This window comes from Nostoc sp. DSM 114160 (genome assembly GCF_053470305.1).
Window position 1 is genome coordinate 3530352 of the sequence record NZ_JBPFGO010000001.1, and the last position, 14900, is coordinate 3545251.

General features: G+C 41.9%; 11 protein-coding genes and 1 pseudogene. 6 read left to right on the plus strand and 6 right to left on the minus strand.

Features of this window, described 5'->3' with window-relative positions:
• Positions 1–10: 10 nt before the first annotated feature.
• The 5 genes from NSTCB13_RS15635 to NSTCB13_RS15655 form a co-directional block, all read right to left on the minus strand.
• Positions 11–715: a mobilization protein gene (locus NSTCB13_RS15635; protein WP_322638385.1), complete on the minus strand. Its 705-nt coding sequence runs from the start codon at positions 713–715 to the stop codon at positions 11–13.
• A gap of 259 nt (positions 716–974) precedes the next feature.
• On the minus strand, positions 975–1691 hold the full coding sequence (locus tag NSTCB13_RS15640) for a pirin family protein (RefSeq protein WP_448272894.1): 717 nt from the start codon (positions 1689–1691) through the stop codon (positions 975–977).
• A 564-nt stretch (positions 1692–2255) separates the two neighbouring features.
• Positions 2256–2828, minus strand: a complete 573-nt coding sequence (gene dps / locus NSTCB13_RS15645; protein WP_445627781.1) for a DNA starvation/stationary phase protection protein Dps — start codon at positions 2826–2828, stop codon at positions 2256–2258.
• 116 nt (positions 2829–2944) lie between these two features.
• Positions 2945–3994: an aldo/keto reductase gene (locus tag NSTCB13_RS15650; RefSeq protein WP_448272895.1), complete on the minus strand. Its 1050-nt coding sequence runs from the start codon at positions 3992–3994 to the stop codon at positions 2945–2947.
• 384 nt (positions 3995–4378) lie between these two features.
• A complete protein-coding gene (locus tag NSTCB13_RS15655; protein ID WP_448272896.1) occupies positions 4379–4903 on the minus strand; it encodes a calcium-binding protein in 525 nt (174 codons plus the stop codon).
• Positions 4904–5429: 526 nt separating this feature from the next.
• On the opposite strand from NSTCB13_RS15655, the gene NSTCB13_RS15660 reads away from it, so the two are divergent.
• From NSTCB13_RS15660 to NSTCB13_RS15685, 6 genes and pseudogenes are all read left to right on the plus strand, one after another.
• Positions 5430–5837, plus strand: coding sequence for a thiol-disulfide oxidoreductase DCC family protein (locus NSTCB13_RS15660; RefSeq protein WP_445627778.1), 408 nt, complete (start codon positions 5430–5432; stop codon positions 5835–5837).
• A gap of 207 nt (positions 5838–6044) precedes the next feature.
• A complete protein-coding gene (locus NSTCB13_RS15665; RefSeq protein ID WP_445627777.1) occupies positions 6045–6227 on the plus strand; it encodes a hypothetical protein in 183 nt (60 codons plus the stop codon).
• 14 nt (positions 6228–6241) lie between these two features.
• A pseudogene (gene treZ / locus NSTCB13_RS15670) lies at positions 6242–8090 on the plus strand (malto-oligosyltrehalose trehalohydrolase).
• A 532-nt stretch (positions 8091–8622) separates the two neighbouring features.
• Positions 8623–11421: a malto-oligosyltrehalose synthase gene (treY, locus tag NSTCB13_RS15675; protein ID WP_448272897.1), complete on the plus strand. Its 2799-nt coding sequence runs from the start codon at positions 8623–8625 to the stop codon at positions 11419–11421.
• Between the two features lie 233 nt (positions 11422–11654).
• Positions 11655–13109, plus strand: a complete 1455-nt coding sequence (locus tag NSTCB13_RS15680) for a trehalase family glycosidase (RefSeq protein WP_448272899.1) — start codon at positions 11655–11657, stop codon at positions 13107–13109.
• Between the two features lie 226 nt (positions 13110–13335).
• The gene (locus NSTCB13_RS15685; protein ID WP_448272901.1) at positions 13336–13497 is read left to right on the plus strand and encodes a hypothetical protein; all 162 of its coding nucleotides are present in this window, start codon (positions 13336–13338) and stop codon (positions 13495–13497) included.
• Between the two features lie 814 nt (positions 13498–14311).
• On the opposite strand, the gene NSTCB13_RS15690 is transcribed toward NSTCB13_RS15685, so the two are convergent.
• Positions 14312–14464 (minus strand): hypothetical protein, encoded by a 153-nt coding sequence (locus NSTCB13_RS15690; protein WP_194041182.1) that lies wholly within the window; start codon positions 14462–14464, stop codon positions 14312–14314.
• Between the last annotated feature and the right edge of the window lie 436 nt (positions 14465–14900).

Consider the following 14900-nt stretch of genomic DNA (forward strand, 5'->3'; position numbering starts at 1 on the left):
CTAATGACAGTTACTCAACTTTTTCATACCAGATACCTACTTTCTCAAAAGCACCATAAGCAAGCTTCAGAAAATTCACTATTCTCTGTTTTCCAATTATCCCAAATTCTTTATATTCTCTAGCCTCTGCAAAAGTCAGGCGATTTTGGTCAATTATGTTTCTTTCTCTGTATGCTAACTTCGGAAAATCTATAACTTTTATCTGATATTTATTTACTATGTTTTGATAGTTGGAATCTGACTCTAGATGCTCCCAATCATCACACAGCCCTAAATTCCTCACCAGAATATGAGGGATTTTATCACCGTAAGTATTCACTGACTGAGCAAACAGGTTGATGCTGTCGTATCCTCCTGTCGATACAAACCATTTGCAAAAGAGAACTCCCTGCGAACTTCCTAGTTCAAGTAATTGATTAGATTCAATCCACCCTTGTACTGCTCTATGCGATTGTGCGGCTAAATTCACAATTACTGGCTTCTCTATCGCCCACTCAAATATTCTATCTGCCTTATTTGCCTGTCGTTCATTCTCACTAAACACAGCATATTTACATATTTCCTTATATACCCCTGCGACATCTGGATTCGATCTATCGGTCTCTACTGGTACAAATGGGATTCTCTTATCCAGACAATACTGAATCATTGTTCTGGCAAAGAGAGACTTTCCTACCCCGCCTTTTTCACCATCCACAAAATGAATTGTCGGCATTACAGCCACCTCTAATAGTTATTAAATTCTGATATATCTTTCCCAAACTAAGAACTTTTTGGCCATTGCCCCCAAGTATTTTGGTGGTTTTATGAGAAAGTATAATCGTGATTTGGATATATTCCAACAGTCTCATTTTACACAGGCGAAGTCCGTCTGCGCGGACTAAAACAAAACAAGGGGCTTAAGCCCCTTGTTATAACCTGCGGAAGCAGGTTTTGTTTAGATGTGGTTTCTAACCGCCCTTTTAGCTGTAATATTAGCCCAAATCGAAAAGCAAGATTTCGCCGCCGATGTTGGTGCTAATTTCTAGCTGTTCTTCGCCGTTAATTTGTACGCCATCACCGGCTCTAAGTTCTTCACCATTTAGGTTAACTATACCTTTGGCTACTTGTAACCAAGCATAGCGATCGCTTTTGACTTGATAATTAACAACATCGCCATCCTCTAAGACAGATGTGTATAAATCAACGTCTTGGTGAATTGTCACAGCACCATCGCGCCCATCTTTAGCAGCAATTAAGCGGAGTTTACCGCGCTTTTCTTCGAGAGGAAAAGCTTTTTGTTCGTATCTTGGCGTTATTCCTTCTCGATCGGGAAGAATCCAGATTTGTAATAAGTGTAGTGGTTCGTCTGGGGAGGGATTAAATTCACTGTGGCTGATTCCAGTTCCAGCACTCATAATTTGGGCATCACCGGGGCGAATCACCGAGCCAGTACCCAAGCTGTCTTTATGCTCTACAGCACCTTCTAAGACGTATGTGAGGATTTCCATGTCACGATGGCTGTGGGTAGGGAATCCAGCACCAGGGGCGATGCGATCGTCGTTAATTACGCGCAGAGAGCGAAATCCCATACGGTTGGGATCGTAAAAACTACCGAAAGAAAATGTGTGATAACTATCGAGCCAGCCCATTTTGGCGTGACCACGGGAATTGCGATCGTGAATTAAGTGGGTAATTGTATTTTGAGACATATATTTACCTCGTTCTTAATGAGTATTTAGAGACGCGATGAATCGCGTCTGTACAAGAGTTAGGAATGGAATTAGGATAAATTTTCAGTAACCTAATAACTTCTTCAAGTTGAAGCATTAATCTTGATGTATTACTTGTCGAAGATATTTGTGAATTTTGTCACCTGGTTTTGAACTATTTCAATAGTAAAGTATATACATATAAATGAAAAGTACGCACTTAAAAGTGACGTACTTACCAAAAAGATACTATTAGATTTAATAAAGACTACTTTTCTAAAAAGTTACTAGTAGCATTAAATGTAGGTTGGGTTGAGCAACGCGAAACCCAACATTGATCGGAGTGTTGGGTTTCGTTCCTCAACCCAACCTACAATTTTTTTTGCAAAAATAAAATAGTGTATTAAATGTAGCGAAACCTAACATTGATCGGAGTGTTGGGTTTCATTCCTCAACACAACCTATAAATTTTTTTGCAACGTTTTAGCTGTGTCACGCCAATAGGGTGCATTAAACTTTAGTCTAATGCACCCTATTAGTAAATCAAGTGTCTCTCAAAAGTGCTTATTTGACAGTAGCAGGGATCTTTTGAGTTTTAGTAGTACCCGCTGTGCCATTCTCTGCTTTAATTTCTGCTACTTGCAGATGAGCTTCTAAGAACCAGAGTCGTTTGTCAATGGTGCGAGAAATTTCGGTGTAAAGGTCAGCGGTATCGAGATCGCCCAATTCATCAGTTTTATCGATCGCATCCCGCAGGTGTTTAGCATAAGATGCAAAGCGATCTGCTAAGGCTGTCACATGATCTTTGCCATCCAAAATATCTAAGGGGTATTCTGGCAGGATGGAATTACTAGCTGCGGCGCGGACTGTTCCAAAAGCATATCCACCTAAAGCTGTGACGCGTTCAGCAATTAAATCGATGAACTCTTCTAATTCCCCAGCAATTTCATCAAATAATAAGTGTAGCTGATAGAAGTCAGTTCCTTTTACATTCCAATGCGCTTGCTTTGCTTGGGTTTTTAGATCCGAAGTAGCTGCCAAGCTTTGGTTGAGAAGTACCACAATTTGCACTCGCGCTTCAGCGGGAATGTCAATACGGGTGGGGTACAAACGTGATGTAATGCTGTTGTCGCTCATGATTCTACGTTGTTAATGCCTTTTAAATCCAACTTTACAGAATTGCAAGGCTTGGCGAAACTCTCTGACGATAGATTGAATTAATGCCTGAATATGTTACTGTTTATGACTATTAGTTAAATACGATGGTTTTCTATGGTATTGAATGTACCACCGAAAAGGCGATCGCGAATTACGTCATTCTGCAAAAAGTCATGGGGAAAACCCACTTCAATTTGACTCACTTCATCTAACCGTTGCAGATGTTCTGGCGAAAGTGTAACTTCTATTGAAGCTAAGTTATCTTGAAACTGCGTTAACTTACGTGCGCCAACGATCGGAATAATCACACCACTTTGAGCGCGTAACCAAGCTAATGCTACCTGTGAAGGTGTATGGCCAATTTCTGCCGCAACTTGACTAACAACTTCAGCGATCGCTAAATTCTTCTCAGAAATCCCTCCGCCCAAAGTTTCGAGTCGTCCTTGTTCAGCGCCTCCTTGAGGAGACCGATTATATTTACCTGTCAACACACCACCACCCAAAGGCGACCACGGTGTTACTGCTAAATCGAAGGCTTTAGCCATCGGAATCAAGTCCCGTTCTGGTGTTCGCTGAATTAAACTATACTCAATTTGCAAGGCGACAAACTGCGTCCATCCTTGATAATGGGCTATGGTATTTGCTTGGGAAACGATCCAAGCGGGTGTGTCAGAAATGCCGATGTAAAGTACTTTACCTTGACGGACTACATCATCAAGCGATCGCAAGACTTCTTCAATCGGTGTTGTGAAATCCCAAGCGTGCAACCAGAATAAATCAATGTAATCGGTATTCAGGCGTTTGAGACTACCTTCTAAAGACTGAATTAAATTCTTGCGATGGTTTCCACTGGCGTTAGGGTCGCCCTTTTGATCGTTCATCCGCAAGGGAAAGGAATATTTTGTCGCAACTACAAAGCGTTCGCGTTCTTTAGCAATCAACTCGCCAACAATTTTTTCACTGCTACCATCGGTGTAACCGTTGGCGGTGTCAATGAAATTTCCCCCTGCTTCTGCATAGCTATCAAAGATTTTCCGACTTTCGTCAACAGATGCACCCCAACCCCAATCTTCACCAAAGGTCATGGTTCCCAAGGAGAGTTCAGAGACTCTTAACCCGCTTTTGCCTAAGAGTTTGTATCTCATGAATATTTTCTCATTAATGAAAAAACTAAGCAAATACCATTACAAAGGCATGATAACTGGAAATCGGGGGCGATGTTTGAGGACAAGCCTTTTAGTATTTATATTGTCGTGCTATTTAAATGCGGCGATCGCTTTGCAATACTACTCGATCAAGGCTAAACAAGAAAAATGTGTAGTTGAGTTTTAGCGTTCCCTAACCTACAAAAATAAATTATTAAATATACTGTTGTTTTAATAATATAATAAAATGCAACCTGAATATGTTTCCATAACTAGATTTTTAAATTTACGAAACTCGGCTTCTGAGTTTTTTGATGTCTGCTAATGGTGCCATAGTCCATTTAGCTACGACACCCGACCCTACAATCTAAAATCCAAAATTTTCTAGGCGATTACTTCGATAATTTGAGGACCTTTAACGCCGTTTATTCTAGCAATTTCGACAAAGCCAAATTGCGAACCGCTACCATCTTTGTCGAAGAATAGAATCGAGCTACTGGTGTCAACTCTAAAGCGTTGGTTAGGGTTGGTGAAAGCACTACCGAGAGTTAATTGAGAACGTTGTAATTGCCCTACTACGAGTCCACCTCCGAATCCAGATGCAGAAACTTGGATTTTATCACCTTGAGATGCGTTTAAGTCATTGATAATATCGCCACCCTCTAAAGCACTGTTGTAACGGAAGATATCAGCTCCTGCTCCACCAACTAAGGTATCTCTACCTAATCCGCCAATTAGAATATCATTACCATCTCTACCATCAAGGTTGTCATCACCTGAACCACCGTTCAGAGTATTGACTCCAGCATTCCCTATTAAGCGGTCATTTCCATTCAGTCCATTGATTACATCGTCGCCAATAGTAGCGTTAAGAACATCGTTTAGAGGGGTTCCAGTGATATTAGCCATACTTGTTTATTAGGTAATTGGTGTTTTAAGATACAAAGTCTGACAATTAAGGATATACTTACATGTCGCAAGCATCCAGTATTTTCTTGTGCTAATGTATGTACGAAAAAAGACTATATATTAAACAGGAATCAATACACAAGATTCTTTTGTAAAAAAATAAGAATGCTAATTATTTTTTGTGGTGAGAGTAATTTATATAGAAACATTCTATAGTCCTTGTTTGGAAACTATGATTGTAGGACTTTTATGCTGTACAAATGCATCGTGATGTTTATCGGTAATCGCAAATAACCAACCTTTGCTGTTTGTTAACGGTGTTTGCCAACAACAATATTGCTTAAAAGATACTATTTATTCTAATGTTTTGCTAAATTTACAACTTAAGCTAGACGACATTATGCATATTTGAACTGGAGACTGGTTCGGTGAGGTAAGAGCGATCCCTACGGTTTTCTAAGCTAGAATACCAAAGTTGTGTTTTAGACACATCCGACAATTCAATTGCCAAAGAGCCATTATTTTTATGAATTACTACGTAATCTACGACGGGAATTGTAATCTCTGCGTTACCCTAGTGCGATCGCTAGAAACCTTAGACCAAGGAAAACTATTTCGCTACAGTCCCATGCAAGATGAGCAGACACTTTTACAGTGGGGAATTTCAGCCCAAGATTGCGAACAGGGGATGATTTTAATTGATGGCAATAACCCTCAAAGACGTTGGCAAGGCAGTAACGCAGCTGAAGAAATTGGGCGGTTATTGCCAGCAGGAAGTATATTTGTAGACGCTTATCGAGCATTACCGGGGATGAAATGGGCAGGCGATCGCTTTTACGAGCAAATCCGCGATAACCGCTACACCATATTTGGTAAACGTTCCAATACATATCAATCATCGTACTGTGTAGATGGTAGCTGCAAGCCAACTTAAGTTAAATAGGCCGTTAAAAACCGCAGTGACACGAAGCTTTACCCCCCCTGCGTGGTTTTAAAAATTCCTACCTCCTGCCTCTTGCCTCTCAATACTGTTGGTTAAGGCAAGAGACGCGATGAATCGCCGTCTCTACAATAATCGGTTTTGCGATCTAGAATTTTCATCAAAAAACCTTAACAAAACTGTATTGCCCTGTCTCTTTATTTGTCATTAGACAGAATTATTTTATTCAAAAATCCGCCTCCAGATGCTAGCAAAAAGTCTGCTAGACCAACCATTATGCTATCTGGCGTCTTTGTAAACATTGTGCAATCAATGACATTTGCGATCGCCTACAGCGGGTGGGTACGCCATCGCGCCACAATTCGGCACAACAAACTGAACTGACGGGAGGATACTGCGTGAAAATTGGTGCAAACTACTTGGGTAACGGAGAGTGTGAATTCACAGTTTGGTCTCCGCTATTAGATAGCGTCACGGTAAAAATTTTGACGCCAGAAGAGCAGTTAATTCCTCTCAAGCCTCAATCAGAGGGATACTGGCACACGAAAGTCAACGATGTGTATCCGGGTACGCTTTATCGCTATGTCTTGAATGGCCAAGACAACTTTGCCGATCCGGCGTCGCAGTATCAACCGGAAGGGGTACATGGCCCGTCGCAAATTGTCGATCCTTTTTTTGAGTGGACTGATGAAGGATGGACGGGTATTCCTGTAGAGTCGATGATTTTCTATGAAGTTCACGTTGGGACATTCACGCCGGAAGGAACTTTCACCGCCATCATTCCCCGTTTACCAGAACTGCGGGAACTGGGAATTAACGCCATTGAAATCATGCCCATCTCCCAGGTTCCGGGAGATACTCATATTGAGGCAACTCTCGCATACCGCAACTGGGGCTATGATGGCGTTTATCCTTATGCTGTCCAAAATTCCTACGGTAGTCCAGCCGAACTCAAGCAATTGGTAAATGCTTGTCACCAAAATAACATCGCCGTTGTGCTGGATGTGGTGTATAACCACTTTGGGCCGGAAGGCAACTATATGGGGTCAGTTCGCGCCCTACTTTACTAAAACCTATAAAACGCCGTGGGGCGAAGCAATGAATTTCGACGATGCCCATAGTCAGGGTGTGCGAAATTATTTTATCGAAAATGCTCTTTACTGGTTGGGCGAATTCCACATTGATGCATTGCGGCTGGATGCCATTCAAGCAATTTATGACTTGGGAGCCAAGCATTTTTTATGGGAATTGGCGGAAGCAGTTCATCATTTCTCACAACAAGGACAAAGATGGAAACGCCATCTAATTGCCGAAAGTGACTTGAATAATCCGCGAATAATTCGTCCAGCAGAATTGGGTGGATATGGACTCGATGCTCAGTGGAGTGATGATTTTCACCATTCATTGCACGTACTGTTGACAGGCGATCGCCAAGGATATTATCACGATTTTGGGAAATGTGCTGATTTAGCAAAAGCTTATAGCGATACTTTTGTCTACGATTGGAAATACTCGCCCGATCGCAAACGATTTCATGGCTTATCTTGCCGCGATCGCCCTTTGTCACAATTTACAGTCTGCATTCAGAATCACGATCAAATCGGCAATCAAATGAAAGGAGAACGCCTCTCCCAGAGGATCTCTTTTGAAGGATTAAAGTTAGCCGCTGGTGCTGTGTTGTTGTCACCTAACTTACCCCTGTTATTCATGGGAGAGGAATACGGCGAAACTGCACCCTTCATTTACTTTGTCAGTCACTCCGATCCCGATTTGATTCAAGCAGTTCGAGCCGGACGCAAAGAAGAATTTGAAGCATTTCACTATGCAGACGATCCCCCAGATCCAGAATCGGCAGAAACTTTCCTCAAGTCTAAACTTAATTGGGAATTACGCAATCAAGGTAAGCACAAAGTTCTCTGGGATTGGTATCGCCAGTTAATTAATTTACGGAAGACACATCCAGCCCTGCTCAACCAAGACCGCAATTTCATCGAAGCAACTAGCGATGAAGAGAAAGAGATCGTCATCGTGCGGCGTTGGTGCGAATCGAGTGAAATAATATTTGTGATGAATTTCAATTCGTCTCCAGTGACAGTGACTCTGCCGTTTGAGCATAATGCTAATAAATTGTTGGACTCTGCTGATACCTCATGGTCTGGGCATGGTTCTGAAGCTGCTGAACATTTGTCTGTGGGACAAGAAGTGAAATTGCAACCTACTAGTCTAGTACTCTATGAAAAAGGATGAGGCAGAGAGTTAGAACTTAAAGTTCAAACAATAAGGCTTAATGTTTGAGCAACAAGGCTTAAGGTTCAAACAATAAGGCTTAATGTTCGAGCAATAAGGCTTAATGTTCGAGCAATAAGGCTAATGTTCAAACAATAAGGCTTAAGGTTCAAACAATAAGGCTTAATGTTCGAGCAATAAGGCTTAATGTTCAAACAATAAGGCTTAAGGTTCAAACAATAAGGCTTAATGTTCGAGCAATAAGGCTTAATGTTCGAGCTAAAAGGCTTAATGTTTGAATAATGGTTGGCTGTGGATGTTAAGGACTTATTGATCTCCCCTAACCCCCTTAAAATTTACCCCACCCTAACCCTCCCCTTGTAAAGGGGAGGGAACTAGATTTTCTTGTTTCCCCCCAATACATCGGGGGGATTAAGGGGGGTAATACCCTTTTGTTACCGAGAAGAGGACTTTTCAAACATTCTCTAAAAGGTTCAGCGTTTACCCTCAAAACCTCATCTTCCTTATCCCCCTTACTTCCTACTAAAAAAATATGCGAATTCCCACCGCCACTTATCGAATTCAGTTTACACCTCAGTTTGGCTTTGACAACGCTAAAGCGATCGCAGCTTATCTAGCAGATTTAGGTATTTCCGATTTATATGCTTCCCCCATTTTCAAAGCCAGATCCGGGAGTACGCACGGTTACGATATAGTAGATGCCACTCAACTTAACCCAGAACTGGGAACTAATGAGTCTTTTGATGCATTAGTTGCTGAAGTTCAATCCCTTGGTATGGGCTGGTTACAAGATATTGTGCCCAACCACATGGCTTATAGCAGCGAAAACGATTACTTGATGGACGTATTGGAACACGGCCCAGATTCCAGCTATACCGATTACTTCGACCTTTCTTGGAATGCTCCTTTTGGCGATCGCCAAGAGCGAATTCTGGCTCCTCTGCTGGGAGATTTCTATGGTACATCCCTGGAAAACGGACACATTCAACTGCAATACGAACAAAACGGTTTAACCGTCAATTATTACAGCTTAAAATTGCCACTGCGGTTAGAATCTTACACAAAAGTTATCACCTATAATTTAGGTAAACTCACCCGGACACTGGGACGCAATCATCCCGATTTTATTAAGTTATTGGGGATTCTCTACATTCTCAAAAATGTACCCTCAGAAGTTGCGGGAAAACAGCGACAAGACCAAATCGCATTTATTAAAGGATTGGTTTGGGAACTCTACACCACAAACGATACCATCCGCGAGTTTATTGACGAAAATATCCAAACATTCAACGGAGAACCCGGTAATTCCGAAAGCTTTAACCTCCTAGATGATTTACTCAAGGATCAATTTTACCGTCTTGCCTTCTGGAAGGTGGGGGCGGAAGAAATGAATTACCGCCGTTTCTTTACTGTTAATGAACTGATTTCCGTTAAAGTTGAAGAAGTGCGGGTTTTTAATAATACCCACAGCCTAATTCAGAAACTAGTTGAAGAAGGCAAATTTACTGGTTTACGGATTGACCATATTGATGGACTTTATAACCCAATCCAGTATCTCGAAAGACTGCAAGAAAAGATGGGAGATGTTTATATCACCGTCGAGAAGATTTTAGAACTGACCGAAGAGTTGCCGGAAAACTGGCAGATTCAAGGAACATCTGGATATGACTTTCTTAACTATGTAAATGGCGTATTTTGTCAAACAGAAAATGAATCAGCCTTCGATAAAATTTACCAAAACTTTATTAGTTCCAGAGCAGATTATGCCTCGGTAGTGAAGGATAAAAAGCACCTGATTTTGGAAAAGAATTTAGCAGGTGATATTGACAATTTGGCTCTTTTGTTAAAGAACGTTTCCAGCAAATATCGCTATGGCAATGATTTTACACTGAATGGATTAAAAAGAGCGATCGCCGAAGTTTTGACACTGTTCCCGATTTACCGCACGTACATTACACCCGATGGAATTGGAGAAAGCGATCGCGCTACCATTCAAGAAGTAATCGATCGAGCCAAAGAACAAACCCCTCTGTTGCAGAACGAACTGACTTTTATTGAAAAGTTAATGCTGCTAGAATTTGATAATTCTTTGACTCAAACAGAACGCGAACAGTGGATATATTTTGTCTTGCGAATGCAGCAATACAGCGGGCCGCTAATGGCCAAAGGCGTAGAAGACACCACATTATATGTTTACAATCGGTTGCTGTCGCTGAATGAAGTCGGCGGAAATCCCGGTCATTTTGGCATCGAATTAGCCAAATTTCATGCTTTTAACAAACAGCATCAAGCAACCTGGCCTCACACAATGAACACCACCGCCACCCACGACACCAAGCGCGGCGAAGATGTGCGGGCAAGGTTGAATGTCCTCTCAGAAATCCCCGATGAATGGGATCGGCAGGTAAATACCTGGAGTGCCATGAATCGAGGACATCGTAGCCATCGCCACGGGTTTGCGATGCCCGATCGCAACGACGAGTATTTTCTCTATCAAACCCTAGTAGGGGCGTTTCCCTTTGCCGAACACGAACATGCATCCTTTGTGGAACGAGTGAAAGACTATATAATAAAAGCAATACGAGAAGCGAAGGTGCATACAGCCTGGTTACGACCTGATAGCCAGTATGAAGAAGCTTGTACCTCCTTCATTGGGAAAGTACTCGATCCTGCGATATCTGGGGAATTTCTAGAAGCTTTTCGTCCATTTCAACAGCGAATTGCCGACTATGGGATATTCAATTCCCTTTCCCAAACTTTACTGAAGATTACCGTACCCGGCGTACCCGATTTATACCAGGGAACGGAACTTTGGGAACTGAGTTTAGTCGATCCAGACAATCGCCGTCCCGTAGATTTTGAACAGCGACGTACTTACTTAAGCGCTATCCGCGAACAGGCAAAAACAGACATTTTGGGACTAATTCAGGAGTTACTAAAGGACAAAACAGACGGCAGAATCAAACTGTTTTTAACGGCTCAATTACTCCAAGCCAGAACAAACTATGTCTCATTATTCCAGGACGGCGATTATTTACCGTTAGAAGTTCAGGGAACCTACGCCAATCATATTATCGCCTTTGCACGGCGGGAGGGGAATCAAACAGCGATCGCGATCGCGCCCCGGTTTTTAACCAGCCTCATCCAGCCAGGAGACAATCCCTTGGGCGAGTCAGTTTGGCAAGATACGCACCTGCAACTACCCCCTGGAACTTCCCCCACTTGGAAAAACGTCCTAACTCAGCAACCCTTACAAGCTACAGAAACCCTATCAATCGCAACAGCCCTAACTCATTTCCCAGTTGCCCTCTTAATTACCACTGCGGAGTAAAAACAAAAATCTTGTCCCACGCAGAGAGAACCCTGTAAAACCTCAGCGTTCCTCTGCGTTTCCTTTGGTGACGGCAGTCGTTCATGGGGGAAACCCCTTTGGCGTTAGCCTCTCCCTTTGGGAGAAGACCGCGCTGCCTCTTTTTTGCGTTAAAAAAAATTCTGTAATTATGACCACTCCACCAGCACTGACCCACCGCGCAGATTGAAGCTGTGCGCCTCCACATCAAAAAAATGTGGAAAACTTTAACGCGATCGCACGAACACTTATTACAATCTGCCAAGGATACCAAACTAGACCACAAAAGAGAAACTCCCTGGATTGTTTACATTTCCCCTTCCGAAGATTGTCCCAACATTCAGACTGTGTTAGAGCGCTCGCTATCTCCGAAAGATATGCAACAGCTAGAAATTCGCACTTTGCCAGCAGAAGCAGAAGCGATTAAACAGCATGGGTTACTATACTTACCAGGGCCTTATGTCGTACCAGGTGGTCGCTTCAACGAAATGTATGGCTGGGACAGCTACTTTATATTACTAGGACTTTTGCACGATGGAGAATTGGAGCTAGCACAAAGTCAAGTCGATCAATTGTTATACCAAGTACAACATTACGGCATTATTCTCAACGCCAACCGGACTTATATGCTGTCGCGATCGCAGCCCCCTGTCCTGAGTATGATGGTTTTGGCGTTATTCGAGTACACCCAGGATGAGGAGTGGTTGAGGGCAACCGTACCCTTGTTAGAGCAGTTTTACTATTATTGGGTAGTACCGCCCCATCTGAATGCTGCAACCGGCTTATCCAGATTCTACGCCTTTGGGGAGGGCCCGGCGCCAGAAGTTTTGTTTTCCGAGCGGGATGAAGAGGGAAAAAGCCACTACGATCGCGTCAAAGAGTACTATAAAACTTTTGAAGTTGAGGATTATGACGTTAGTCTTTATTACAACCAGGAAACTGACGAACTGACCAAGCTATTTTACAAAAGCGATCGCACCATGCGCGAATCTGGTTTTGATATCACCAACCGATTTGGCCCCTTCAGTGCTGATATCCTCCACTACGCTCCGGTGTGCCTCAACAGTTTGCTGTATCAGGTTGAACAAGACATGGCGCAAATTAAGCGTATTCTGGGGAACGAACAATTGGAACAAAAATGGAGCAATCGCGCAGATATCCGCCGCGATCGGATCGATCAATTTCTTTGGGATGAAGAACAAGGATTATATTTAGACTATCATTTCCAGAATGGAAAACGCCGCCGCTACGAATTTGCTACCACGTTTTATCCTCTCTGGCTGGGAATTGCTTCTCCAACTCAAGCCAAACGCGTCGTAGAAAATCTCTCTTTGTTTGAAGCCCCAGGCGGAATTTTTACCAGTACTCGTGTCACCGGCAATCAGTGGGATGCTCCCCTTGGCTGGGCCCCATTGACATTAGTTGCAGTCCTTGGACTTCACCGTTATGGGTATCATACAGAAGGCGATCGCATTGCCAACAAATTTCTCGCTATGGCAGTTAAAGAATTTGAGCGTCACGATACCCTAGTTGAGAAATATGATGTTGAACGCTGTTCTGCCAATGTTTCCGACGAAATCTGCTTTGGATATAGTTCTAACGAAGTTGGTTTCGGCTGGACAAATGGAGCGATTCTGGAACTCTTAGCAATCGCCGATCGAAAAGTTTAAATAAAAAAGCGTGAGTTTTTTCCTCACGCCTTTATTTTAAGTAGGTGGGTTGAATTATATTAGGACTTACGTACACTCTACGATTTTTGAGAATAATCACAATGGTTCAATCAGCCTCAAAAGTTCTAACCGTTGATGAATTTATTAGCCATTACGGTGAGTGCGATCGCTATGAACTCATTACGGATTGTTGAGCGAGGAGTCAGATGTCGCTCGACGAAGCCAAGTGACAACTGGAAGTCCCAGTAAAAAAAATAGAGAACTATTTGGCTCTGGAACTGAAGTAGGGGAAATGGGTGTCACAGTAATATTATCAAGCCCCATAGGATTAGAGCAACACGGTGCTGCTGGGTTAGTTAGAGAGATTGTCAGGCTGTCGATTAAGTAATTCGAGTTCGAGTTGACCACAGTTTGAAAATCACCAAAAGTGTTTGGAACCGTACCTTCAAAAGAAAATACTGGCGTTGAATTCAACAATCCCGTTATTACATAAGGGATTGGTGTCACGCTGGAGTAAAGATCGACTGAGTTGAATTTAAACGTGGAGTCATCGTTTGTAATTTGAATTGTCGCAGCCAGCGGGTTCTGACCCAGCCTCATTCGTAAACTCTATGAAGGGAGCTGGCTTCCCGTATGAGTCAATTGCAACCCAAGGCCCAGAAACTACCGAAGTTGTAAAACCAGATTCAGTATAGGTTGATAGTGTCCCTACAGATGCTTTCTCAAACGTAATCGTCGTAGCAGATGCCGTTTGATGTACTCCGAGCAGCAGTCCAAGTAAAGTAACTAAGTGTGCAGCAGGAGCTATATGTACTAAAAATTTAAAAGTCAAGGCAAAATAACTTTTCCAAAAATAAATCTTATTCATTTTCCCCTCTAAATATGAAAATAAATAAAATTAATGCAACTAACGGTACAACAAATCTTTACGGCTTGAATTTTGAACGCATACTAAGACTAAAACTTTGATTGCTATATAATTTTTGCAAGATATCTATTTATCAGGAGCCAGAATGCAGAACAATTGGAATAGTGGCGTATTGCAATACGCCACTACTTTTGAATAAAGAGGTTTAAGTACGGAGCTAAATCTACAATTTACTAGTTTTCTATTATATGGTTTGCCTGAATTCTCCGGTAATTGTCCTCGCCTGAATTCTGAATTTTAACTCCTGTATTGTTTTTGAATACCCGATCGGCATCTACCAATTATCATCTCTATCTTCGTCGTAAGGCTCACCTGTAAAAGGTTGTACGCCAACAGCAGGATAAGCATCATCCGTAGGGCCAAAAATCCGCATTGCAGCTTCAGAAATATACTGGGTTATGTTCGCAATGATTTTGGAAATATCCATAATATTGGACTCCTTCTTTTTGAGTCGCTTTAATGGTGATGCTTATACTCTAATCCTAATACTCAAGCCTTGCTCATATTCTCAATATATTGAGAATATATGCAATGTTTATTCAGATAACTTTGCAATACTTTAGCTTGTCAAAAAGTAAAACTTTTCTCTTCGATTCTAATTGTAACATAGTTGTTTCTTTCAACCCATTTGGGAAAAGAGCGAAGTAAAACAAACTTTCTCTGACAGGATATTATTTCCCTTGATTAGCCGCCCGATTTAATTAACATTATTGCAAGCCATTACTATTAAAAAATATTAATTATTTGATGAATTTATTATTAAGCTACCGACAAATCTATTGTTATACGGAAATCTCAGACAATATACTTCCAGGGAGTTGACATTATTTATGGTAAATATTACCATAAATAAAAGAAGCATC

Coding starts and splice junctions, on each gene's coding strand:
- NSTCB13_RS15635 (WP_322638385.1), bottom strand. CDS start 715: ATGCCGACAATTCATTTTGTGGATGGTGAAAAAGGCGGGGTAGGAAAG.
- NSTCB13_RS15640 (WP_448272894.1), bottom strand. CDS start 1,691: ATGTCTCAAAATACAATTACCCACTTAATTCACGATCGCAATTCCCGT.
- dps (WP_445627781.1), bottom strand. CDS start 2,828: ATGAGCGACAACAGCATTACATCACGTTTGTACCCCACCCGTATTGAC.
- NSTCB13_RS15650 (WP_448272895.1), bottom strand. CDS start 3,994: ATGAGATACAAACTCTTAGGCAAAAGCGGGTTAAGAGTCTCTGAACTC.
- NSTCB13_RS15655 (WP_448272896.1), bottom strand. CDS start 4,903: ATGGCTAATATCACTGGAACCCCTCTAAACGATGTTCTTAACGCTACT.
- NSTCB13_RS15660 (WP_445627778.1), top strand. CDS start 5,430: ATGAATTACTACGTAATCTACGACGGGAATTGTAATCTCTGCGTTACC.
- treY (WP_448272897.1), top strand. CDS start 8,623: ATGCGAATTCCCACCGCCACTTATCGAATTCAGTTTACACCTCAGTTT.
- NSTCB13_RS15680 (WP_448272899.1), top strand. CDS start 11,655: ATGTGGAAAACTTTAACGCGATCGCACGAACACTTATTACAATCTGCC.
- NSTCB13_RS15690 (WP_194041182.1), bottom strand. CDS start 14,464: ATGGATATTTCCAAAATCATTGCGAACATAACCCAGTATATTTCTGAA.